This is a genomic window from bacterium (assembly GCA_030647555.1).
Classification (GTDB): Bacteria; Patescibacteriota; Andersenbacteria; order UBA10190; family CAIZMI01; genus CAIZMI01.
In genome coordinates this window covers 20,993-45,715 of sequence record JAUSJG010000007.1, presented here as the reverse complement: position 1 = coordinate 45,715, position 24,723 = coordinate 20,993, and the positions used below count along the sequence as shown (strand labels likewise).

Below are 24,723 nucleotides of genomic sequence, written 5' to 3'. Positions count from 1 at the left end.
GGGTCATTGGGGTTTGGAATTTAAAAGTACTGCTTTATCAACAGGTACCGTCTTTCGGTTTGTGCTACAATTTACAGGTAATATTATTAATCAAACACAAACTATGTTTAAGAAGCTAGCAGCAAGTGTCGTTTCACTCTCATTTGTGGCGAGCCTTTTTCCAATTATGCCGGTTGTGGCGGCACCGCACAAGGACGAACATGTCAAAGTGTTGTCGGTGTTGAGCGGTGATTGGCTGCAGGTTTCCATAAATGGCGATTCCAAATTCGTGAAGGTAATCGGGATGGACGCGCCGGATCGCCTGACGGCAACGACGAAAGCGCAGTGCTACAGCAAAGACTCGTGGGTACGCGCCAAGAAAATCGCCGAAAGCGCGTTTGTGACATTAATTGAGGACGAAACACAGGGCAATGAAGACAAGAACGGCAACTTGCTTCGCAATGTCGTGATGGAAGACGGGCGCGTTTTTGGCACAATGATGATTCGCGACGGTTACGCAAAAGCCGTTAATGCCAAGAAGCCATCGTTCTACCAAAAAACATTTATGAAATTTGAAAAAGAAGCAAAAGCCGCAAAGCGTGGATTCTGGGCCGCCAACAAGTGCGACGGATTTTACACTAAGACGAAATAGTCAGCGTAGTCTTTGCGAGGCCGAAGCCGCCCATCTGGGCGAGCCTCGCCCCTGAAGGGGCGGGCAATCTCAAGTAATAATAGAAACGAGAGCGCTCACGCGCTCTCGTTTTGGTTGTCACGTCCGTTTAAGGAGTATCCTTTCGCAGGATACTCCTTAATGTGTCGTCGTTCGTCAATGTTCGTAAAAATCAGCCAACCCAAGCTAATAAAATCCCTAAAAATCCCACACTATTTACAAAAACTCTGTTTGGGAGTATAATTAGGGGCTGATTTATCTGTCTGTATTTTCCCAAATTGCATAAATTGAGAGTAGTTACTCGCTGGCGTTTAATGCCGGTGGGTTTGTTTGGTCGCTCCCAAAGTTCGCTATACGCGGATACGTAAACGGGAGCAAGTTTTCCGCCTATATGACGGAACCGTGCCGAGCGGGTCTCGGTAAAAGGGTAGGGGGTTATGTTTAGTCTAGAGAATCCGAATGTGGGCTGGTGGTTTGCTTTTGTGTGGTTCGGTTTTTGGGGGACGGCTGTTTTGATCGGCTTCATCTGGAGGTGGGTTATGAACGTACTAGATGATGAAGAAAATCGGAGGGAGTTGGTTTCATCCTCCGTGTGGAATCCGAACGATCCGAATGATTCAACCCTATTTATTCAGAAGTATGGTCGTCGCCATTTCGAGACTCTGTCGTTTATTCACCCGGAAACACTGCCCGAGGTCATCGAAGAGGCCAACAGGATGTTTGTGCGACACATGAGGCAGAATGAGGAATTTGCCGCTTGCCTGAAGGAACTGGGAGATGATTGGCGGGAAAAGAAGGCTGTGGTTCCCGAATCCGATGGGTCTCACGAATCCGAATTGCGTGCGCGTTTGGCGCGACGCATCTCCGATGAAGCCTCGGTGAAGTTCGAAGCGGAAGAAAAGCGCCAAAAGGAAATTGTCAAAACGAGAACTACTGTCGAGGGATTAGTTGTCGAGTACATCGTCGAGGATCGGTCTCGTGCCATGGATGAAGGAGAGCTGATTTTCAGTGAAGTCCGTGGTGACCGAAAAAACCCGGAGGTGCACAAAACATATAGGTTGGCTGACGATCGCTATATGCTGTTTGTGTTCAATACCGGTTCTGATCCCAATCCGATGCAGGTCGGTCCGGAAGATGTACGGTTTCACACAAAGTGTCCTGGGAGTTTAAGCCTCGGGGCGCTCGAGGCCGTCATCGCCGACAAGGAGCGTCGCGAGCAGGCGGTCGTGCAAGTGTAGCTTTTCGAGAGTCGAGTCAACGGGTGTTCGCAATTTGCGAGCACCCGATTTTTTTGTTCAAGGTCGGACTCCGCGAAGGGGTCCGACCTTGATTGGTCTACGGCGCTACCAATGAGGGTCGGACCTTTCACAAAGTCCGACCCTAGCGCGATGTCCGACCTCAATACACTGGCAAAAAAGTCATAAATATCCTATCATGTTTGGGTATGCAACCATTTGCCCGTTTTAGTGCCTTATTCAAGGCTCCCGATCTTAGAAAAAAACTTTTAATCATGATTGGGCTGTTAGTGGTTTTTCGTATCGCTTCTCATATCCCAGTTCCCGGGATTGAGGCGGAAAGCTTAAGGCGTTTCTTTGAAGGAAATAATCTTATCGGTCTCTTGAACATCTTTTCCGGAGGCGGTTTGTCGAGACTATCTTTGGCAATGCTTGGAGTTGGTCCGTACATCACGGCTTCGATTGTAATGCAGTTGCTCACTGTTATTATTCCAAAGTTTGAACAGTTACAACGGGAAGAAGGGGAAGCCGGTCGTCAAAAAATTCAAATGTATACTAGGCTTATGGCGGTACCGCTTGGTATCGTGCAGGCTTTTGGTTTCCTGACAATTTTACAGCGTGGGTCCGCTTCCGGCGGTGTTGGCGCACAACTCACTTTCACGCCACTCGAAATGGCCATCACAATTATTACCGTCACGGCTGGGTCAATATTGCTGATGTGGCTTGGTGAAATTATTACCGAACAAGGACTGGGCAATGGTGCTTCGTTGATTATTTTTGTCGGTATTATCGCGCAACTTCCACAATCGTTACAGCAAACCGTTTCATTGTATGATCCGACCAAAATTCCGGTTTATTTGGTGTTTTTGCTGATTGCCGTTGTAGTTACGGCCGGTGTCGTTTTTGTGACAGAAGCCCAGCGTAATATTCCGGTCAGTTATGCCAAACGCGTTCGTGGTGGAAAATTAATGGGTGGGGTATCAACTCACTTGCCGTTGCGTGTTAATCAGGCCGGCGTCATTCCAATTATTTTCGCTTTGTCACTTCTTTTATTTCCAGGAGTGATCGCACAATTTTTCGCAACATCCTCAATTACCATAATCGCGGAAATTTCTCGCAGTGTTGTGGGTTTGTTTAATAACAGTGCCTTCTATGGCATTTTCTACTTCTTGCTTGTTGTTGTGTTTACTTATTTTTATACCGCCGTTACATTTGATCCGAAACGTATTGCCGAACACTTGCAGAAACAGGGCGGGTTCGTGCCGGGGATTCGTCCTGGTCACGCGACCATGCTTTACCTGAAGGCCGTTACAAACAGAATTACATTAGCCGGCGCGCTTTTCCTAGGGATAATCGCGGTCTTGCCATTAGTCGCACAGGGTTTTACAAAAATGAGCACTTTGACGGTTGGTGGCACAGGCTTGCTCATCGTCGTGTCCGTTATTCTTGAAACAATGAAACAAATCGACGCGCAGTTGACGATGCGCGAGTACGAGAACAGCTGAGGCTGAAAATCCCAATTTTCAAACCCCAAACCTCAACAAAATCCTAAATTATCTAAATCCCAAAAACACGTCGTTTTGGGTTTTTGGATTTGTGATTTTGTTGGACATTGGACATTGGGATTTGGGGTTTAAAAGTAGTGTTTCTTGCTCAAAAATAAAAATCAAGTTATTCTATGGGCGCGATGGAAAATTCCAAAAAAGGTAAAGGAGTAATTATGTTCATGGGCGCACCGGGGTCCGGAAAGGGAACCCAGGCGCGTTTTGTTCAGGAACGCCTCGGTTTTGAAAGAATTGAAACCGGGAAAATTTTGCGTTCGATGCGAACAGAGTCGACCGAGGTTGCTAAAATGATCACGGCAATAATTGATGCCGGCACCTTGGCCCCTCCGCCAATTGTGGTTGAAATTGTTGTTGGAAAAACGAAGGAGATTCTTGCTCGCGGAAACGGGGTTGTGTTTGATGGATCGCCCAGGACTTTGTATGAAGTAGAAGCGCTTTTGGCTGAATTGGGTAAAGACCATGTTGGAAAAATTTTGGCAATTTGTTTGGATATACCGATTATGAATGCGCGCGAGCGTCTGTTGGTAAGAATGGTTTGTGAAAAATGTAATACGCCCGCGATAGTTGGAACAGAAAAATGTCAAAAATGCGGTGCTCAGTTGGTGAAGCGTGTCGACGATGTTCCGGAAGCAATGGAAAATCGCTGGGAGGAATTCAAATATCGCACTCAGCCGGTAATCAATTATCTTGATAGTCTTGGTTTAAGTGAGCATATTGATGGTGCTCGCCCAATCACGGAAGTTGCTGAAGATGTGGAAAAAGTGATAAGAAAAAGACTGGGATTATGAACAAATTAGAAATAAAATTAAAAACCACCGAAGAAATCGAGCGAATGGCTAAAGGTGGAAAAATTTTGCGTACTGTTTTGGAAGAAGTGGCGGGAATGGTAAAGCCTGGGATCACAGGTATTGAATTAGATCAAACGGCCGAAAAGAAACTTTTGGAAAAAGGCGCACAACCGGCTTTTAAAAATTATTCTCCGTCGGGAGAAGCGGTAGAAGCCTTCCCGGCAACTTTGTGTGTTTCGGTAAACAGCGCGGTGGTTCACGGGATTCCTAATGATCAACCTTTGGAAGAAGGTGACATTGTCAGTTTGGATATTGGTTGTCTTTACGACGGACTTTATACGGATACGGCAATGACGGTTGGGGTGGGAAAAATTTCATCGGCGTCGAAAAGTTTAATTGCTACGACAAAGCAATCACTTCAAGCCGCAATCGACGTGGTTAAACCAAATGTTACAACGGGTGAAATTGGCGCGTCGGTGCAGAAAGTGGCGGAAAAAGCCGGTTATTCGGTGGTGCGCGAGATGGTCGGTCACGGCGTGGGTTTTGCGCTTCATGAAGCGCCGAACGTGCCAAATTATGGCCGAAAAGGACAAGGCGTTTCATTGCCAATCGGTACGGTTATCGCCATTGAACCAATGGTGAATATGGGTAAAAAAGAAATTGTAACGGCCGATGACGGTTGGACAGTATTGACTGAAGACGGGAAGTTTTCCGCGCATGAAGAGGTAACTGTCGCGATTACGAAAGACGGAACGCGCGTGCTCACAACGACAAAATAATGGGTACAGTACTGGCAATTGATTACGGGTCGGTGCGGGTGGGGTTGGCGATTACCGATACCGACCAAAAATTTGCGTTGGCATTAAAAACCGTTCCGGCCGAACCGCGTAATGAATGTTTTGAGGCAATCCGGCGGGTTGCAAACAATGAACGCGTGGAAAGAATTTTGCTGGGTTTACCGTTGTCTTTAGACGGCCAAGAGGGCCCGCAGGCATCGATTGTGCGGTCTTTTGGCAATGAGTTAACGAATAACCTCGGGTTGCCATTAGAATTTGTGGACGAACGTTTTTCCACCAAATCCAGCGCGATGGCGGCACGAATGAAAGGGATGAAGAGTCCGGACGCGGAAGCGGCGCGGTTGTTGCTGGAGACTTGGTTGGAGAAAAACAGGAAAAGATAATTTTCAATTATCAATTCCCAATTTTCAATTAATTATCAATGGCTCAATTATCAATTACGACGTCGTTGTTTGAAAATTGGAGTTTGAACATTAATTGAAAATTGGCCATTGAAAATTGATAATTTTTTCGGCATTTTATGTCAATCGAAAGTCATGTTATAATCTAGCCATGTCTGAAACATCAAACCCGGTGGAAAAACAAGCTACCACCTACCTCTCCGTCATCATTCCCGCTTATAACGAGGAAAAACGACTCCCGGAAACACTAAAGAGTGTTGTTGCGTTTTTGCAAAAGCAGAATTATTCATCCGAGATATTGGTGGTAGACGATGGTTCAAAAGACAAAACAAGTGATGTGGTGCGTGATTTTGCCACCAAGACGCAAGTGCAGGCCGGTGCGATAAAAGGAATTCAGAAATTTGAGGCTGTCCAGTATCCTGACGCGAAGAATCACGGCAAGGGCTACGCCGTTCGATATGGCTTAATGCAAGCTGTTGGTAAATATCGAGTCTTTATGGATGCGGATAATTCTACTTCCATCGATCATGTTGACCGTTTTTTCCCATATTTTAAGGAACAGGGATATGATATTGTGATTGGCTCGCGTCACTTGAGTGATTCGGATGTAGAAATTCATCAAGCTTGGTATAAGGAGTTAGCGGGACAGATGGGGAACCTCTTGATTCAGATAATGGCCGTACGAGGTATTCATGATACGCAGTGTGGGTTTAAGATGTTTACGGGCGCATCAGTGGAAAAAATTTGTCCTCGTCTAACTATCGATCGCTGGGGATTTGACGTTGAAATTTTGGCGGTGGCACAACGGCTTGGTTTTAAGATGAAAGAAGCACCGGTAGTTTGGCTAAACGATCCAAATAGTCGCGTGTCGGCTGGCGCATATATTGAAGTATTGGGGGAAGTTTTTCGGATTCGACGAAATATTTGGCGCAAAATATACGATGACCCATTCCACCAAGTCATTTAAAGATTCGGAACTTCGGCAGGATCCAATAACGGGGAAATGGGTTGTTTTGGCGACTGCGCGGACGAAAAAACCGGAGGATTTTAATAAGGGGCACGAAATGAAGGAAGAAATTCCTAACTATAAACCGGATTGTCCGTTCTGTAATCAAGATAAATTTCCACAGAAACCGACGACATTGGATTTACCAAACACAGAGGACTGGCGGGTCCGTGTTTTTCCCAATAAATATCCGGCTTTTATTGAAAAAGACACCGTCGCGGAAAGGCAGGAAGGTTTATATCGCGCCATGGAGGGGGTTGGTTTTCACGAGGTGGTGGTAGGCCGTGAGCATAACGGTTATCCATACAAGTCTTCCGAAACAGATCTAATGTATTTTTTGAAAGCATTGCGCGATCGTTATCTGTATTTTACAAAAAAACCAACGGTAAACTACGTGCAAGTAATTGAGAATCATTTGCAGGGTGCAGGCGCGTCTTTGGAACACATTCATGGGCAAATTTTTGCTTTACCGATTATTCCCACTGATGAGGTTTTGGATTTGTTGGACGGGGCGGAAAGATATTTTCAGAAAAACAAACATTGTGGTTATTGCGATATTGTCCAATTTGAACGCCGTGAAAAAACGCGGGTTATTTTTGAAAATGATTTATTTATTTTGTTGGCCCCCTTTGCACCGCGTGTTAGTTATGAACAATGGATTCTTCCCAAAGAGCATCATGCCGGTTTTGAAAGATTAACCGATTTGGAATTACCTCAACTAGTTGAAGTGCTCAAGCGGGCCACGGGAGGACTGAATAAGGGTTTTGATAATCCGGCATATAATATGTATCTTTATTCCTCGCCGTGTGATGACACCGGCTCATATTATCCGCGAGATCAATACGCGCACTTTCATTGGCAGATTCATATCTTGCCAAGAATGCAAATGTCGGCCGGGTTCGAAATGGCCACGGGAGTGGAAATTAGTACAACTCTGCCGGAAGATGACGCCGAGTATTTACGGGGCCAATTCTGACCAGGGACCGACCTTGGACAGGTTTGTCCAAGGTCGGTCCCTGGTCAAAGAAAGATGATTTAGTTTTAACAAACAACATGCAACGCAAACCCCTAATAGTCGCAAACTGGAAAATGTATTTAGACGCGAAAGCGTCCATCGCCGCCGCACAGAGCTTAGTAAAAATATTACGCGATGAACCAGTGGACGTTATTATCAGCCCTTCCTATCCTCTTTTGTCCGCGATAAAAGAAATTTGTAACGGAAGCACGGTGGAGATTGCAGCCCAAGACATTCATTTCATGGAGTCCGGTGCATATACGGGCGATGTGTCAGTTAGTGAGGTAAAAGACTATGTTCGTCACTGTATTGTTGGTCATTCCGAAAGACGAAAATACCACGGTGATACAGACGAAATTGTTGCCCTAAAAACTAAACTGGCGCTTAAAAATGGTATTCATCCGATTATTTGCGTCGGGGAATCTTTTGAAGAACATGAAGCAGAGAAAACGATCGAAAAAATTCGGGAACAAGTTAGAAGGGTGTTGGCTGATATTTCACTGCTGGATTTTCCGCGGATCACCTTTGCCTACGAACCGGTTTGGGCAATCAGTGCGGGGCCGGGACTGGAAGCACCGCAACCCGAAGCACAAGAAGTGGCAGAAATTATTAATCTTATTCGCAAAATAATTTCCGAAGCGGGTGGCAATAAATATATGGACAAGATGCGCGTTTTATACGGTGGTAGCGTAACCGCGAAAACGGTAAAGAAGTTTGTGTCCGAACCGGGTGTAGATGGAGCGTTAGTTGGTGGCGCGTCCACTAAACCAGCCGAGTTAGTAGCCATAATCCGCGAGGTCGCGAGTTTAGCGTAGTCGGCGATTCCCTCCTTTGTTAAAGGAGGGCGGGGGTGGGTTTTAGTGAGTAAGAGTAAGCGTCCGTCTTTGCGAGGCACTTCAGCGCCGCCTGCCACTCCGTAGCCAAGAGGCGAAGGGTGGAAGCAATCTCAAAAATAATATTTTATATACCATGCTCATCAAAAACCCACATTCCTTATATGAACAAGCCTTCCGTGAAGGTTGGGCACTCGGGGCGTTTAATACATCAAATTTGGAAATGACCCAAGCAATTGCTTGGGGTCTGCAGGAAAAAAACTCCCCGGGAATTATTCAAACCTCTGAAAGCGCGATTGAATACGCCGGATTAGAAACATTGCGCGACATTATTAGTGATGTCGCAAAATCAGTTTCTGTTCCAATATTTATTCATCTCGACCATGGTCGTTCGTTCGAAATTGTTCAAAAATGTATTCACGTCGGCTATAAGTCAGTGATGATCGATGGTTCCAAATTATCATTCGACGAAAATGTTGCTTTAACAAAAAAAGTCGTAGAATTAGCACATCAAAATGACGTCTGGGTGGAAGGAGAAATTGGCGCAATTCAAGGTAAAGAAGGAATGGTCGCTTCCGATATAAAAATGGATGAATCGATGCTTACTGATCCAACGGAAGCTGTTAATTTCGTTGTTGCAACAGGCGTAGATGCATTGGCCGTGTCGGTTGGTACAATTCATGGCGCGTTTCGCGGCGAAGAAAAAATTCGCTTCGAACGATTGCGAGAAATTCATAAGGTCGTGAAAGTACCACTGGTCCTCCACGGCGCATCTGGGTTACCTCCAATGGAAATTACTCAAGCAGTAAAAATGGGTATCGCGAAAGTAAATATAGACACAGAGTTGCGTGAGGCTTTTCATGATTCTATTGAAAAAGGAATGAATGATGAAGAAAAAACAAAAATTGTATCGGTCGATCCTCGCAAAATACTTACACCAGTCCGTAAGGCCGTCCAAGTAGTAGTAGCGTCAAAAGTGCAACTATTGGGCAGTGCTGGAAAAGCGTAAACAAGAATTGACTGAGTGATTTCATCGTCGTGTTCACTCCCGAAGTGGTTCCGAGGCACTTCTTCGGGAGTGGTGTTGGTTAGTGCTGTTAGTCTGGACAACCGCAAAGTCCAGTTATAAGCTCACAGTACTAATCCTTCTCGTGAAAATTATGCCTATCGAAAAAATGAAAAAAGCGGAAATAATGGAGGAATACGAATCACTGAAACAGCGCTACGATGAACTGCAAATGTTGGCCAATGTCGCTTACGACCCGAAAAATCAAGAAGTATTGGGCAAAACCAAAGAACAAACAACTGAACAAATTTCCAAGTCTGTTGGAGAATTGAAAACCGGCATTGAAACGACGATTGTCGATTTGGAGAAAAAGTTGTTGGCGGAAGCCCAACGGTTGTCCGAAATGCAAAAGGCGATTGAAGTTTCACGCGCCGTTTTGGAAACGCAATATAATGTGCAGGTGGGCGCGGACGCGTTGAAGAAAATAATCGAAGAAGCGGAAAAGAAAAAGCACGAACTGGAAGCGGACATCGCGCAAAAGAAACTGGCGCTGGAAACGGAAATACAAAATCAAAAGCGCGATTGGACGCGCGAACAGGAAGAATTTGAGTATGCCACGAAACTGAAACAAAAGCGGACGGACACGCAGGTTTCCGAAGAGCTAACGCAAAAAGAAAAAAGTTTGGCGGAGCGAGAAGTAGCGCTTAAAACCCGCGAAACGGAATTGGTGACTCTGCAAAAACAAGCCGAAGAATTTCCGAAAAACCTGGAAAAACAGTTGGCAGAAAAAGAAAAAGCCGTTGGTTTTATCGTGCGCAATGAACAGGGCGCGATAATGAACACAGCAAGAAAGGAATGGGATTCCGCGAAAGCGATTCAAGATTTAAAAATTCAACACCTGCAGGAAAAATCAGTCGAACAGGAAGGAATAATCACTAAACTTCAGCAAGATCTCAAACAGGCATCAGCTCAAGCGCAAGAATTGGCGGTGACGGTAATTAGACACGGCGCGGTATCATCAACGTCGGAAGAAAAACCGGCGTTAGAACGTCAAAAAACAATTGGATTGTAAAATAGATGTCTAAAAAACCGGTTAAGAAAATTACCAAAACTCGCCAGATTGTCCCGCCGTGCGGGTTGTGTGGCAATTCGCGCAAAAAGCGATTTCAAACCGAATGTTGCGGTAACTGGATTTGTGGCAACGAAAGTGATTATGAGCTCTTTTCATATTCGCGCGATATTTGTTCTCGCAACCATCGTAAGTATACACTCTGTGGTTATCATCACACAGAAGAACATGCGGGAGACTGGAAAACGTGTAAAAAATGTTTAGAAGGTTTTGCACACAATCTGGAAATGTATGTTTGGTACGGCACGAACAAATATAATTTTGAAAAATTGGAAAATCCGCCCAAGTTTGAACCGACTTATTGTGGTAAATGCAAGAAGCTTATTATTTTGTCCGAGGGCGGATATATGTCTTTTTTGGGTACGTATCGCTGTGAAGATTGTCCAATAACCGACAAAGAGCAGGAACAAATGATCCGCGAACACAAAAAAGAAGAAAATAAAAAATAATATAATTGTCAGTTAAACTATGTCTAAAATTACCGCCTATCACGCAAAATACTTTGCTTACGAGCTGACAAAGAAGAGTCCATCGGATAGTTTAGAAAAATTATCTACGCTTGACGCGGAGATAATTCAAAAAAACATGGATATTGATAATGAAGAGTTACGGCAAAAAGAACAAGAAAAAATTGCCACGCTGACCTCGGGTATTTTTGAAAGAAACAGTGCATTTTTTGAGGACGAAGTGGATAAACTTGATAAGTGGGCGGAAGACGTAAAAAAGAGTTTAGAGATAGAACTCAAGCGAACGGACATTGATATTAAGACGATGAAAACAAACGCCAAAAAAATCCTGAATTTGGCGGAAAAAGTGAAAGAACAGCGCGCGATTAAAGACTTGGAAAAAAAGCGTAACGAAATGCGCCAAAGGCTCTACAAGGCGCAGGACGAAGTGGATGTGAAAAAAGAAGGTCTATTGGAAAGAGTAGAAGCGCAACTTCAGCAAAAAACAAATATCACTCCAATGTTCACAGTGCGGTGGAGAGTGGTATAATTGGGTTAATGTGGAATTCTGGTAAAATTGCTGTATTGTAAGCGGTAATTTGCCAATCGTGGGAGTAAATTGTGGGTAATTCCTCACCCGTCTGAAAGTAATTCGAAAAACGCCGTCTTTGCGAGGCATTTCAATGCCGAAGCAATCTCCCGCGAGAAACAAAATGCACTGAGATTGCTTCGCCCTTGAAAGGGCTCGCAAAGACGAACTTTCAAACCGGTGAGGAGCTACATTTGTGGCTATTTACAATGTGTATACAATGTGTATACAATGTGTATAGACTATACACATCAGTAAAACACTCAAGATGGTATAGGATTAGTCATTATTTAGTAATTTATGCTCAAAAAAATAGAAAAACCGGATATTTCCGGTGTATCCAACCAAAAGATTGCGGAGCTTTTTCAGAATGAAAAAGTGCAGGCATTAATCCAAAAATCATTTTCTCCCTATGTTCATTGGGAGAAGGTTAAACATTGGACAACGGAGGGTGTTGCCAACTTGGAACTGTGGGCGGTAATAAAAGTAATACGAAACAAAGTTATCGACAGGCGAAATAGTGTGATAAAAGCGGAGGCGGGTCCTTTATTTTCTTGGACTTCTTATCTTCCAAAATTTGAACAATTTCTTCATGAAATCGATATGAAATTGGGCGGTAATTTGTTTCTTCCGGGAAATCAGATTAATGACGATTTGCAACACCGTCTCTTGAGTCGTGGTGTAATGGAGGAAGCAATTGCGTCATCGCAACTTGAAGGAGCGCATACCAGTCGTAAAGCCGCCAAGCAAATTTTGCTTGAGGGAAGAAAGCCAAAAAATAAAGACGAACAAATGATCGTAAATAATTATCAGGCAATGCGACTTATCGAAACTGAATTAAAGGATAAAAAGCTGAATGAGGAACTTTTATTATCTCTTCACAGAACGCTTACAAAGGATACGCTAGCTGAATCGGATATTGCTCGCTACCGCAAAGATGAGGATGAAATTATTGTCGGCGACGATGGTTCAAAGAATGAAACTTATCATATCCCTCCCAAAGAGGTTTTTGTTAAGCAGGAAATTAAAAGATTTATCGCGTACGCCAATGGTGATTTATTGGATAGTGGCTTTACGCATCCCGTGATAAAAGCGATCATCATTCATTTTTGGATTGGATATTTGCACCCTTTTGTTGACGGTAACGGCAGAATGGCGCGCGCGCTTTTCTACTGGTATTTATTGCGCGAAAAGTATTGGGCGTTTGGTTATCTTCCTCTTTCGAAAGTGATAAAAAATTCACCAGCGCAATATCGCGACGCCTATATTTATTCCGAACAAGACGATAACGATCTCACTTATTTTATTGAATACAATATCAGTAAAATAAACCAGGCGATGCACGAGTTTGAAGAATATGCGGCGCGAAAATGGAAAGAGAATACGCGGATGGCAAAAATTGCGCGGGATAAATATCAATTAAACGATCGGCAAATTCAGCTTTTGCGTTATTATTATAAGAATAAAGATGTTACAACTTCCGTGGTGACGCATATGAAAGTTTATGAAACATCCAGAGTTACCGCGATTAAAGATTTGCGCAGTCTTGAAAAACAAAAATTTTTGACCGTTAAGAAAGTCGGTAGGACCGTTTATTTTTATGCTACGGAAAAAGTAGCAGGATTGTTTGATTGAGATTAAGGGCTTGGTAATAAATAAACACTCCATCTTATGTCCACTACATCTCTGACCACCCTCCGCTCCGATGGAGCTACAGGGTGGCAGGCTACAATTACTACTCAATCACAAAATCTCTCACCGTACTTACAGTACGCCTCAAGATTTTATTCAATCGTAGTAACCGTATTCTTAAGCGTACTTGAACAGAATATGAACAGGTTATTTACGTCAGTCCCCATAGCGCAGAAAGACAGATGAACAATAAGCAACTGCCAAGGCCGGAAATAATTTCGAAAATCGACGGTTTTTTGGATATGCTTTCTTATGAGGAACTTCAATTTTTTAATCGTCGAGTTTACGAAAAAATAAAAGAACGCCACACGGAAGAAGCGCAAAGGTGCTTGGTTAATTTTCATATTGGCGACAAGGTTTCTTTTGAGCATGCAAATGGAACGATTGTCGGCGTTATTGTGCGACTAAATCAAAGAACGGCCGGTATCTTTACCGAAGACGGTCATAATTGGCGTGTAGCACCAAGTTTGCTTAGTAAAATAATTATTCAAAAATAGGAGAAAGAGTGGTCGTATCGTCGTAAAGGGTCCGCGTCGCGCTCACTCCCGAAGTGGTGCCGAGGCACTTCTTCGGGAGTGGTAGAAGGTTTACGTCAACGCAAACCGTAATCCACGTCGGAGGAAGTGCAAACGTGCACCACCTCCGACGTGATCGCTACGAAAAATTTTCTACCAGTGAGCAGTTACACCCAGTCTGCGTTGATTTTTTGATGTTTCGGGCGTACATTCAATTTATGGAACGTAATCAAATTCTACAAAAAATTGAGGCAAAAAGGGGTTCGAAAGTCATCACCTACGTCACAAGCGATAGACAAGGCCCTGTGAACGCCCGCGTGGCGATGGATATTATCCCGATTATGAGCGAACAGCTTCGCAAAATCGGTAAAACCGCCAAAATTGACTTGTTTCTTTACACCGCCGGCGGGGACACAATGGTTCCGTGGCGCCTGGTTTCGATGATTCGCGAGTATTGCGATGTTTATTCCGTCATAATTCCTTATAAAGCGCACAGCGCGGGAACAATGATTGCTTTGGGAGCGGACGAGATTGTGATGAGCGATCTCTCGGAAATTTCGCCGATTGACCCATCAACGGCCAATGTTTTTAACCCAATCGATCCGGTAAATCCGCAAAACAGGATTCCCATTTCCGTTGAAGACGTGATTGCTTATTTTGATTTGGCAAAAACAAAATTTGGCATTAAAAACGACGAAGACCTGACAAAAATTTTCAATAAATTTGTGGAAGCCAACCCGCAAATTCATCCGCTTTCGCTCGGTAACGTCAATCGCACGCATAATTTAATCCGGTTGATTGCCAAGCGTCTGCTCAAGAGTCATAAAAATAAAATGAGCGATGACGAAATCGATAAAGTCGTGAAGTATTTTACCGAAGATTTATATTCGCACACTTATTTTGTTGGCCGAAAGGAAGCCAAGGAAGAACTGGGCGTGAAGTCCGTCGTGGAAGCCGACGCGGAACTTTCGCAGTGGATGTCGGATTTGTACGCGGAATACGCAAAAGAAATGGAATTGCAAAATACTGTTTGGAATCCGGAAAACGAGTTGGGTGCCAACAATAGCCAAAACAAAAAAACTTACACCATCGCCGTGATTGAAAGCGCGGTGTTGCCGAAAAAATACACAATCACAATGGAATTTCGCCGTCAGCAAGTAATGATGGCCCAACAAACCCCGCAAGGGCCAATCAATGTCCCGCAAGAGCAAGTAGGGATGCGGGCAGTAGAGCAAGGGTGGAGGTAAAGTTATTATCATCGAAAAAAAATAAAACATAGAACCGTTTACAGAATTTAGTGTTAGTTTGTTTATAGATTAAAATGATGACGTGGTATCTCTTTAAGGCGAGATCGGTCTTTGCCATATTTTTTGTTGGTGATAAAATATGGTTATGACAAAAAACATTATCAACAATAATTCAGCTGATGAAATTCAACACGATGGGCTCGCGGAGTGTGATGACTGCGCGATTTGTCGCGCGATGGCGATGGCGGATAAGCGCGGATATGAGTTGAGCGAAAAAGAACTTTTGGACGTTTTCGCGGAACAAAACGCGGAGAACGCGAAAAATACTAAAATGCCGGAAACGATTATTACTTATCGGTGCGAGGGTTGCGGTGAGACGGTGATGACTAGCGATGACCAGGAAGACGAAGCGGAGTGTTTTGCTTGTGGAACCGGTGATTTTCTAAAAGAACTAAAACGGGAACCGATTACGCCGGAATTGATCGCTGTTGGAATGAAAAAGTCGGCCGAGTCGATTGTAACAAACTTGCAGAAAGCTTATGAAGCCGGAAAAACTGCGGGTTTCGAAAAAGACGAGGAAGAAGAGATGTTACAAGCGCTTGCCAAAGCGAAAGAAATGCGAGATTCCGTACTGAATATAGTGGAAGAGATTAATTTGGAAAGGTGAGTGTTCTGTTGGTTTTGAAACAACGATTGCTTGGTGTGGTGTTGCGGTGAGGATGACGGAACTCATCCCCGCCCCGCCCTTGAATCCCCACGTCACACAAGGTTATATGGGGCGCTGAAAGGGAGGCCTCACAGGTTGAGGAAATAGCCGTAGCGGCCACATCGGAGGTGGTGCTTCAGCACCTCCTGCGATGTGGTTTAGGTTCGCGTAACGCTAACCGGTACCACCTCCGAAGAAGAGCAAGCGTGCTCCACTTCGGAGGTGATTGGCGTGTCTTTTCCTTGACCTGTGAGCGGTTACAATCACGACGCCTGACACATTACATACGTCCTGCTATAATTTAGACATGACTACAAAAATTGCAATTAATGGTTTTGGTCGAATTGGGCGCGCGGCTTTGAAAATCGCGCTCGAAAAAGAGAACTTGGAAGTGGTGGCGATTAACGACTTAACCGACACAAAAACGCTGGCGCATTTGTTGTCGCACGATACGATCTATGGTCGCTATGGCCGACCGGTTTCGTTTGATGAAACAAATTTGATTGTTGACGGCAAAGCGATTCCTGTGACGGCGGAAAAAGACCCGAAAAACTTGCCTTGGGCGAAATTGGGTGTTGATGTGGTATTAGAATGCACCGGTTTTTTTACGACAGGTGAAAAAGCGCAAGCACATATTACGGCGGGTGCTAAGCACGTGATTATATCTGCTCCCGCGGATGGTGAAGGTGTGGACACTATTCTCTTGGGAGTGAATGAAGAAAAGTTGGTTGATCAAAAAATTATCTCCAACGGTTCATGCACCACAAATTGTATTACACCATTGGCGCAAATTATCGAAGAAAATTTTGGAATTGAAAAAGCGATGATGACCACGGTGCATGCGATGACTTCAACACAAAATTTGGTCGATGGGCCAAGTAAAGATTTAAGACGTGCGCGCGCGGCCGGTTATAACATCGTTCCCGCGACAACCGGTGCGGCAAAAGCGACCGCGCAAGCGATGCCATCATTAACTGGTAAATTCGACGGACTTTCGATGCGTGTTCCGGTGCCAACAGTTTCTATCGCGGATTATTGTATTTTAATAAAACGGGATACTACTAAGGAAGAAATAAATGAGGTGTTAAAAAAGGCTTCTGAAAGCGAAAGATATGCGGGAATTGTCGCAGTGACCGATGAACCGGCCGTCTCGAGTGATTTTATCGGTGATCCGCATTCGGCGATTGTTGATTTGGCTTTGACCAATGTGGTTGCCGGTAATTTAATTAAAGTTGTTGCTTGGTATGACAATGAGTGGGGTTACACCAATCGTTTGGTTGAGCAGGCGATCGCAATTGGTAATCGAAACTAATACAGTGCCGAGTTTGAGAACAATTAACGAAAATGTTGATGTAAAAGGAAAGCGCATCCTGGTGCGCATTGATGGGGATGTCGCCATTGAAGATGGGGAAGTGGAACCGGGTGGTGAGGTGCGTCTTTTTAGTTGTGCGGATACGATAAAGGATATAATCAGTCGTGGCGCGCGTGTTATTTTGATGACGCATTTGGGTCGTCCGTGTGGAAAAGTGGATGAAAAATTGTCGGTCAAAATTATCGCGCAAAAATTAGCGGAACATTTGGGCGTGCCAATTAAGGTGATGAATGGAATTGTTGGCGCGGAAGTAACGGAAGCAGTAGGCGCGTTGCAAGACGGCGAGATAATTTTTTTGGAGAATTTGCGTTTTGATAAACGCGAGGAAGCAAATGATGTCGGTTTTGCCAAAGAATTGGCCGTATTGGGCGATATTTACGTGAACGAATCGTTTGCCAATTCTCATCGCTCGCACGCATCGGTGTTGGGGATTACCCAGTTTTTACCCAGTTATGCGGGATTACATTTCACCAATGAAGTGACGGTACTTGAAAAGGCAATGAGCAATCCCAAAAAACCGATAGTGGCGGCGATCAGTGGCGCAAAAATTGAAACAAAAGCGGCATTATTAAAAAATTTGTTACCACAAGTTGATCAGTTAATCACCGGTGGAGGAGTGGCCAATATGTTTATTCAAGCGCAAGGTTCACAGATCGGAAATTCAATTTCTGAACCGGGAATGCTTAGTTTTGTGAAAGATTTATTGAAACAATACGATGGTAAAATTCACATTCCGAAAGATGTGCGTGTGTTACGAACGGACGCAAAAACAGGTGAAGAAAAAGTGTTGGTTTTGGAAAGCGGAAAAGTAACGTCGGAAGACGCGATTTACGACATTGGTCCGGAAACAAGTAAGGATTACGCGAAAGTTATCGATGGCGCCGGTACTTGTGTTTGGAACGGTCCGATGGGGAAGACGGAACTGTCGGACTTTATGGAAGGAACGAGGGAATTAGCCAAGGCGATGCACGCGGCACATGTTTATGCCGTCGTTGGGGGTGGTGATACGGTGATTGCTCTTTATAAGATGAATTTGATTGACGGTTTTCAGCATATTTCCACCGGTGGCGGGGCGATGATCGCACTTCTAGAGGGAGATAAAATGCCGGTCATCGAAGCACTTCGTTCTTAATATATTTAAAATTCATGTCAACAATAAAAAATATTTACGCTCAAGAAATTTTAGACTCACGTGGTAATCCGACAGTTAGGGCAACCGTTGTTTTGGATGATGGAACGATTGGCGAAGCTTCCGTACCGTCCGGTGCCTCAACGGGGATCCATGAAGCGCACGAATTGCGTGACGGAGATAAAAAACGCTACGGTGGCAAGGGTGTCTTGAGGGCGGTAGAAAATATTAATGGAGAAATTTCCGAGTTGCTTGCAGGTGAAGACGCAGGGGATCAAAAAAGATTGGATAAAAGAATGATTGATGCTGACGGAACAAGAAACAAGGAACGCCTGGGGGCGAATGCGATTCTTGGTGTATCTTTGGCCGTGGCGCGCGCTGTCGCGCAGTTTCAAGACGTGCCATTGTATGTTTACTTGCGCGGTATTTCCGGCTTGAAAGCAAAAAACTTTGTTTTGCCGACGCCGATGATGAACGTGATCAATGGCGGGGCGCACGCCGATTCGGGATTGGATGTACAGGAGTTTATGATTATTCCGCAAGCGAAGGAATTTAATCAGAAATTGCGTGTTGGCGTGGAAATTTTTCATGCGTTGGCAAGTATTTTAAAAAAGAAAGGTTATTCGACGGCGGTCGGTGACGAGGGTGGTTATGCTCCAAAATTGCAACGCAACGATGAGGCGCTAGAAGTTTTAGCGGAAGCCGTAGCACAGGGCGGTTATAAACTTAATTCCGATATTAAATTTGGTTTGGATGTTGCCGCAAGCGAGTTCTACAGTGAATCGGAAGATGCCTATGTTTTAAATGCGCCGGCGGTAAAGCTATCACGCGAACGTCTTATTTCACTTTACAGTGAGTGGGCGAAAAAGTTTCCGATTTCTTCGATTGAAGATCCCTTAAACCAAGATGATTGGCAGGGTTGGACGCAGGTGACAGAAAAATTAGGAGGAGGTTTGCAAATTGTTGGTGATGACTTTTTTGTAACCAACATTGAACGACTGCAAAAAGGTATTGACACCAAAGCAGCGAACGCGATTTTGATTAAGGTTAATCAAATCGGCACGTTGTCGGAAACGCTGTCCGCAATAACGCTTGCGCAAAAAAATAATTACGGCGTGATAATTTCTCATCGTTCGGGTGAAACAGCGGATACATTTATCGCCGATTTGGCAGTGGGCACCAACGCTGGTCAAATCAAGACCGGCAGTCTGTCCAGAAGTGAGCGCGTGGAAAAATACAATCGATTGCTTGTCATTGAAAGAGAACTTTCATCACGTTCCTAAAATTTCCGGTTACCTTGCTGTTTTATGTCGGGGAGTCGGTTTTGAATGATATTTATGGAAAAAGAAATTAAAATTTCGGTGGTTATTTGTGCCTATAATGCCGAGCGATTTATCGAGCAAGCAATCGATAGTGTTTTTAACCAAGATTTTCCAGCCTCGAGTGTCGAAATAGTCGTTGTTGACGATGGGTCGAAAGATCGGACGGCCAAGATATTGAATGAAAAATATGCCGGAAGAATTAAATATATATTTCGAAAAAATGGCGGTCATACTTCCGCAATTAATACAGCGCTTGAATATGTTAATGGGGAGTATGTATGTTTTTTGGACTCCGATGATTATTGGGATAAACAAAAATTGCGCGAAATATTTAATACGTTCGAAAGTGATAAAACTATTGATGTCATATATAATTATTATAAAGTTGTTGATGAAAATAGATGTGTAATAGAACATCGACCGGGTGAATTTAAGGGAGATCAAGAATGTTTGGCCGAACACCACTTGCGAGAGTATTTAGCCGGTAGAACCCCTTTTTGTCCACCAACCAGCGGTATTTCAGTGAGAAATTCATGCATAAAACAAATCGGTAGACTCCCGGAAGAAGTTGTTTTCCCCGATTTTGTATTGTGGAATATATTACCCTTGTATTTTAGAAAAATGGCATATGTTACAAAATATTTGCACTTCTACAGAATTCATGGCACCAATACTGTTGGAAATAATCCAGCGTCAATAGAGTCGACTAAAAGGGATTTATTTTTTGCGGTAAAACTTCAGGGTGAGATTGAAAAACACGCGAAATTATTGAATAAAGAGGTTTCGCTGGTTCTTGCAAGGTTGGAACAATCAAAAAATAAACTGCGGGTTGAAATACTAAAATATGAAGGGAACAATCTAAAGGCGTTGTGGTTTGTGTTGACATATGGTAATATTATATTTAGGAAATGCAGGTATCAATTTGCGTATCGGATTTATTTTCGAACGCATACAATTTTATATACAGTGATTCCAAAATCAATATTTAATAAAATTCGCATAATTTTTATAGAGTCTGTATTTGGAAAGTTATTTCATAATATGTTGAGGTGGGAAAAGAAAAGGTGGGGAGAATGATAAATAAACGAGGGTGGGAGTGTCTTGTACCCACAGATAAAAGTTGTACCACAGAAGACATTTTGAGTATTTTGGCTAGTAATCGTGGCTTGTCGACATTAAATGGGGAAATTCTTTCTCCTCCTTATGAAGGCGCTTTTTTTGAAGCGAACGATATTCCTGATTTTCGCCGGAGTATTGAGCGAATAATTCGTGCAAAAGAAGAAAAGGAGCGAGTTGCAATTTACGGCGATTATGACGTTGATGGTGTTACATCAACGGCGATTCTTGCTGAATCATTTGAAAAAATCGGGGTTAGTGTCGAAGCGTTTCTTCCACATCGCGAGTATGATGGTTATGGATTAAATATTACGGCCGTGGAGAAGATTGCAAAAGTGGCGGATTTATTGGTCACGATCGATAATGGGTCTTCTGCTCATCAAGCAATCAATTTGGCTGTTAAGCGAGGTGTGGATGTTGTTGTAATTGATCACCATGTTATTTCGGAAATTTTACCAAATGCCTTAGTTGTTAATCCACACCGTACCGATAGTAAATACCCATTTCCTGATCTGTGTGCGGCGGGGTTGGCTTTTAAATTTGCGCGTAGCTTACTGGCGCATTTTGATCGAGAAGATGAGGCGAAATGGTTGCTGGATCTGGCCGCTTTAGGAACAATTGCAGACCGAGTACCCATGAACGGGGAAAATCGTCATATTGTGAAATTTGGTCTTAAAGTACTTGCTGTAACAAAACGTTTGGGCTTGATTGCGTTAATGGCACGTTCAGGAATTTATAAGAATAATTTAGATGCCGAAGCTTTGGCTTTCAAAATTATTCCCCGTCTAAATGCGGCCGGAAGAATGCAACATGCTGATCTTGCTTATACTCTAATTAGAACGAAAGATCATCTTGAGGCAGAAAAATTAACTTTAGAATTAGATGCTTTAAACAACAGTCGGCGAGCGATTACTTCTGACGCAATAGAAGAAATTAAGGAAAAATTAAACCATGTCATAGATCTTTCGAGTGTCATTTTTGTGGCAGGTAATTGGCCAATTGGTATTTTAGGTATACTTGCGGGAAAACTGGCTGATGAATATGGTCGTCCAGCCGCAGTTGTAAATGTCGGTGAAGAAATAAGTACGGGCTCTATTCGTGGTGATGGATTAGTCGATATTATGGAAATTCTTTCGGGAACAAAAAAAATTCTCACAAAATATGGCGGACATTTTACGGCTGGCGGTTTTTCATTTTTGACTAAGAACTTAGTGTTGCTCTCACAGTATTTTAATGAATTAAAATTTGGCATAACAAATGAAAATAAAGTAATTTCATACGACCTCGAGATTGGAACATCAATAATTGATTTGGATTTTGTTCAGGCCTTAAAATGTCTTGAACCACACGGAGAAGGAAATAGTAAACCGATATTTATGATCAGGAATTTGGAAATTAGGGAAATGCGAGATATTGGTTCAGCTAAAGAACATAAAAGATTTGTTTTTTACCATCCTGATTTCAGTAATGGCATATTGGCGGGGGTAGCTTTTAATTGGAAGAAAGAGGTTGGTTTATCTATCGGTCAAATGACTGATGTTTTGTGTGAGCTGAAAATAAATGAGTTTAGAGGGAACATTACTGTTGATATTATGCTTATTGATATGCGGGTCTCAGATTAATGTTGTAGGGTGGCGTGAGGGCCTAAAAATGTTAAGATTGTCCCATAAGATATGAAAGCAACGATTCATTCGGACGGTGGGTCACGTGGCAATCCCGGGCCGGCGGCAATTGGCGTTGTCATTGAACTGCCGGACAAAAAAATTGAAATTGGCGAAAGGATCGGTGTTGCCACCAACAATGTCGCGGAATATCGCGCCATCATTCGCGGTTTGGAAGAAGCACAAAAAAACAAAGCAACGGAAGTAGAGTGTTATTTGGATAGTGAGTTGGTGGTTCGCCAAATAAAAGGGGAGTATAGAATAAAAGATCCTAAGATGATCGAATTGGCCAGTCGGGTTTTTGTTCTAAGAGATTCGTTTGATTTTATTGTTTTTTATTCAATTCCCAGAGAAAAAAACAAGGCGGCGGATAAGTTGGTAAATAAGGCGTTGGACACGAATTAAATTTGACAAAAAAGACAAAATACGTCATTATAGTCGTTGCGGAAGGCAGTGGATGGTCGCCCGAAAGGGAGGAACGTCCGGGCACTCTTTGTTCACTTTACTGTGGCAATGACAATGGTGGTTGATAACGTCAACCGTCCCGTACTCGATACGGGATCGGGATAGCGCAACAGAAACATACCGCTTCGCGCAAGCGGAGTAAGGGTGAAATCGCGGTGTAAGAGACCACGCGTGACGCTGGCAACAGTGTTACGGGGCAAGCCCCACCTAGTGCAATCGCAAACAAAGGTAGCGAGCTTCCTAATTCATAGGAGAGGTATACTGCAAAGTATACTCAAGATAGATGGCTATCGCCAAAGGATTGTTATGCTCCGAGGCAACTTTGGAACAGAACCCGGCGTACAGCTGCCCTCCGCTGGAGCAACGTAGAATAATGATTTATGAATGATGAATACGCGAACGCTTCATTTTTCATAAATCATCATTCATAAATCTATTTATGATGCTTGTGTTTTCGGTAAAATTGGGGTTTAATATCTCTAAGTAGGAGCACCCTTCACATTATATGAAACGTTCAGAAATATTTTTTGACGCAGTCCTCGTACCTTTGGATTTAGTAGCCATTTTGGTGGCAAGTATCTTGACGTATATAATTCGTGTTAGTCCGACTCTAAACGCAATTAGACCGGCGTTGTTTAGATTTGATTTGCCACTTCGTCAATTTGTTTTTCTTGTGGCGGTGGTTGGGATACTGACGATCGTAATTTTTGGTATCCTCGGGCTTTATTCAATGGGGTCGACGCGCCGTGGATTTGAAGAATTTACCAGAATTTGTGCCGGTGCGACGTTGAGTGTCGCGACAGTTATTGGGTGGATGTTTTTTCGTGCGGAATTGTTTCAATCACGGTTTTTGTTAGTGGCCGCTTGGTTGGCCTCAATTTTATTGGTGACAATTTTTAGGCGTGTCGTCAGATATATTCAAATTAGATTGTTTGAAAAAGGCGTTGGGGCTCATTTGGTGGTTTTGGTGGGCGATACTGTCGTTGCTGAACAGCTTAAGAAAAGATTTTTAAATGAAAAAAGAATCGGTTATAAAGTGATCGCTCATTTACGGCACGTCGATGAAAAAAAACTCAATGCTCTTCACGATAAACACCTAATTGATGAGATTATCCAGTGTGATCCATATCTAGATGAGAAAGAAACATTTACGTTAATGGATTTTTGTGAAGATTATAAAATTGAATATAAATATGTGCCAAATTTGTATTCTACGAGAACGTCCAATGTTATAACGCGAACGCTCGCCGGTTATCCGCTTGTAGAGTTGAGACGTACACCGTTGGACGGTTGGGGGCGGGTAATTAAAAGAGCTTTTGATTTGTTTGGCGCGATATTGGGAATAATTTTATTGTCTCCCTTTCTTGCTTTGGTTGGATTTATCATTGCGTGGGATTCTACCGGTCCAATTTTCTTTAAACAAAAAAGGATTGGGAAAAACAAGAAGATATTTCGTATTGTAAAATTTCGAACAATGATCAGTGACGCGGAAAAACAAAAAAAGGAATTGATGTCTCAAAACGAAAGAAGTGGCCCATTATTTAAAATGCGGAACGATCCAAGAATTACTCGTATTGGCAGGATTTTGCGAAAATATCGTATTGATGAAGTGCCACAACTTTGGAACGTGCTTCGAAATGAGATGAGTTTAATTGGTCCGCGTCCACATTTACCCGAGGAAATCGCGCAATACCGCAAAGAACATCGCCGTTTGTTTACAATCAAGCCCGGGATGACCGGCCTCGCTCAAGCCAGTGGAAGTTCGGAGCTTTCTTTTGAAGATGAGGCAACAATGGACACACAGTATATTGAGCAGTGGAATATGAAACTGGATTTGCAAATATTTTTTCGCACGCTTTGGAAATTGTTGTGGGACAGGACGGCCGTCTAACGAAATCCCAATGACCAAATTCCAAATCCCAACAAAACTCTAAAATCCTAAATGACCAACAATTCGCCTTTTGTGCTTTAGGAAATTAGGGTTTTGTTGGACATTGGGATTTGGGGTTTGGGATTTTTTGGTTCGCAAACTCAAGTGT

General features: G+C 43.3%; 24 protein-coding genes and 1 other RNA gene. All 25 read left to right on the top strand.

Translation table 11 applies throughout. From position 1 onward, the window contains the following. Positions 1–103: 103 nt before the first annotated feature. The 25 genes from Q7S57_01420 to Q7S57_01300 all read left to right on the top strand — a co-directional run bounded on the left by Q7S57_01420 (position 104) and on the right by Q7S57_01300 (position 24,575). On the top strand, positions 104–631 hold the full coding sequence (locus Q7S57_01420) for a thermonuclease family protein (protein MDO8511905.1): 528 nt from the start codon (positions 104–106) through the stop codon (positions 629–631). A 455-nt stretch (positions 632–1,086) separates the two neighbouring features. Next, positions 1,087–1,887 (top strand): hypothetical protein, encoded by an 801-nt coding sequence (locus Q7S57_01415; GenBank protein ID MDO8511904.1) that lies wholly within the window; start codon positions 1,087–1,089, stop codon positions 1,885–1,887. Between the two features lie 206 nt (positions 1,888–2,093). Continuing rightward, positions 2,094–3,389, top strand: a complete 1,296-nt coding sequence (secY, locus tag Q7S57_01410; GenBank protein ID MDO8511903.1) for a preprotein translocase subunit SecY — start codon at positions 2,094–2,096, stop codon at positions 3,387–3,389. Between the two features lie 182 nt (positions 3,390–3,571). Continuing rightward, complete coding sequence (locus Q7S57_01405) at positions 3,572–4,237, top strand: nucleoside monophosphate kinase (GenBank protein ID MDO8511902.1); 666 nt, start codon at positions 3,572–3,574, stop codon at positions 4,235–4,237. Further along, entirely contained in the window at positions 4,234–5,016 is a 783-nt protein-coding gene (gene map / locus Q7S57_01400; GenBank protein ID MDO8511901.1) for a type I methionyl aminopeptidase, read from the top strand. The genes Q7S57_01405 and map overlap by 4 nt, the downstream gene beginning before the upstream one ends. Continuing rightward, complete coding sequence (ruvX, locus tag Q7S57_01395) at positions 5,016–5,417, top strand: Holliday junction resolvase RuvX (protein ID MDO8511900.1); 402 nt, start codon at positions 5,016–5,018, stop codon at positions 5,415–5,417. The genes map and ruvX overlap by 1 nt, the downstream gene beginning before the upstream one ends. Before the next feature lie 169 nt (positions 5,418–5,586). Continuing rightward, on the top strand, positions 5,587–6,402 hold the full coding sequence (locus Q7S57_01390) for a glycosyltransferase family 2 protein (GenBank protein MDO8511899.1): 816 nt from the start codon (positions 5,587–5,589) through the stop codon (positions 6,400–6,402). Beyond that, positions 6,377–7,417, top strand: a complete 1,041-nt coding sequence (gene galT / locus Q7S57_01385) for a galactose-1-phosphate uridylyltransferase (protein ID MDO8511898.1) — start codon at positions 6,377–6,379, stop codon at positions 7,415–7,417. The genes Q7S57_01390 and galT overlap by 26 nt, the downstream gene beginning before the upstream one ends. Positions 7,418–7,494: 77 nt before the next feature. Further along, on the top strand, positions 7,495–8,271 hold the full coding sequence (tpiA, locus tag Q7S57_01380; protein ID MDO8511897.1) for a triose-phosphate isomerase: 777 nt from the start codon (positions 7,495–7,497) through the stop codon (positions 8,269–8,271). Between the two features lie 154 nt (positions 8,272–8,425). Further along, a complete protein-coding gene (locus Q7S57_01375) occupies positions 8,426–9,298 on the top strand; it encodes a class II fructose-bisphosphate aldolase (protein MDO8511896.1) in 873 nt (290 codons plus the stop codon). 151 nt (positions 9,299–9,449) lie between these two features. After that, positions 9,450–10,367, top strand: coding sequence for a hypothetical protein (locus Q7S57_01370; GenBank protein ID MDO8511895.1), 918 nt, complete (start codon positions 9,450–9,452; stop codon positions 10,365–10,367). 5 nt (positions 10,368–10,372) lie between these two features. After that, positions 10,373–10,873, top strand: coding sequence for a hypothetical protein (locus Q7S57_01365; GenBank protein MDO8511894.1), 501 nt, complete (start codon positions 10,373–10,375; stop codon positions 10,871–10,873). 19 nt (positions 10,874–10,892) lie between these two features. Further along, the gene (locus Q7S57_01360; protein ID MDO8511893.1) at positions 10,893–11,420 is read left to right on the top strand and encodes a hypothetical protein; all 528 of its coding nucleotides are present in this window, start codon (positions 10,893–10,895) and stop codon (positions 11,418–11,420) included. Between the two features lie 339 nt (positions 11,421–11,759). Beyond that, positions 11,760–13,094 carry a Fic family protein gene (locus Q7S57_01355; protein MDO8511892.1) on the top strand — a complete coding sequence of 445 codons (1,335 nt, stop codon included), beginning with the start codon at positions 11,760–11,762 and terminating at the stop codon, positions 13,092–13,094. Positions 13,095–13,333: 239 nt separating this feature from the next. Beyond that, positions 13,334–13,648, top strand: coding sequence for a hypothetical protein (locus Q7S57_01350; GenBank protein ID MDO8511891.1), 315 nt, complete (start codon positions 13,334–13,336; stop codon positions 13,646–13,648). 236 nt (positions 13,649–13,884) lie between these two features. Continuing rightward, entirely contained in the window at positions 13,885–14,913 is a 1,029-nt protein-coding gene (locus tag Q7S57_01345) for a hypothetical protein (GenBank protein MDO8511890.1), read from the top strand. 145 nt (positions 14,914–15,058) lie between these two features. Further along, positions 15,059–15,580, top strand: a complete 522-nt coding sequence (locus Q7S57_01340) for a hypothetical protein (protein MDO8511889.1) — start codon at positions 15,059–15,061, stop codon at positions 15,578–15,580. Positions 15,581–15,926: 346 nt separating this feature from the next. After that, the gene (gene gap, locus Q7S57_01335; GenBank protein MDO8511888.1) at positions 15,927–16,931 is read left to right on the top strand and encodes a type I glyceraldehyde-3-phosphate dehydrogenase; all 1,005 of its coding nucleotides are present in this window, start codon (positions 15,927–15,929) and stop codon (positions 16,929–16,931) included. After that, positions 16,870–18,123, top strand: coding sequence for a phosphoglycerate kinase (locus Q7S57_01330; protein MDO8511887.1), 1,254 nt, complete (start codon positions 16,870–16,872; stop codon positions 18,121–18,123). Before gap ends, Q7S57_01330 begins: the two co-directional genes overlap by 62 nt. Before the next feature lie 14 nt (positions 18,124–18,137). Then, positions 18,138–19,403, top strand: a complete 1,266-nt coding sequence (gene eno / locus Q7S57_01325) for a phosphopyruvate hydratase (GenBank protein ID MDO8511886.1) — start codon at positions 18,138–18,140, stop codon at positions 19,401–19,403. Positions 19,404–19,457: 54 nt separating this feature from the next. Continuing rightward, on the top strand, positions 19,458–20,519 hold the full coding sequence (locus tag Q7S57_01320; GenBank protein ID MDO8511885.1) for a glycosyltransferase: 1,062 nt from the start codon (positions 19,458–19,460) through the stop codon (positions 20,517–20,519). Then, positions 20,516–22,180, top strand: coding sequence for a single-stranded-DNA-specific exonuclease RecJ (gene recJ, locus Q7S57_01315; GenBank protein ID MDO8511884.1), 1,665 nt, complete (start codon positions 20,516–20,518; stop codon positions 22,178–22,180). The genes Q7S57_01320 and recJ overlap by 4 nt, the downstream gene beginning before the upstream one ends. Before the next feature lie 51 nt (positions 22,181–22,231). Beyond that, positions 22,232–22,624 (top strand): ribonuclease HI family protein, encoded by a 393-nt coding sequence (locus tag Q7S57_01310; GenBank protein MDO8511883.1) that lies wholly within the window; start codon positions 22,232–22,234, stop codon positions 22,622–22,624. Between the two features lie 40 nt (positions 22,625–22,664). Then, positions 22,665–23,042: RNase P RNA component class A (rnpB, locus tag Q7S57_01305), an RNA gene on the top strand. Positions 23,043–23,189: 147 nt separating this feature from the next. Then, on the top strand, positions 23,190–24,575 hold the full coding sequence (locus Q7S57_01300; GenBank protein MDO8511882.1) for a sugar transferase: 1,386 nt from the start codon (positions 23,190–23,192) through the stop codon (positions 24,573–24,575). Positions 24,576–24,723 lie beyond the last annotated feature (148 nt).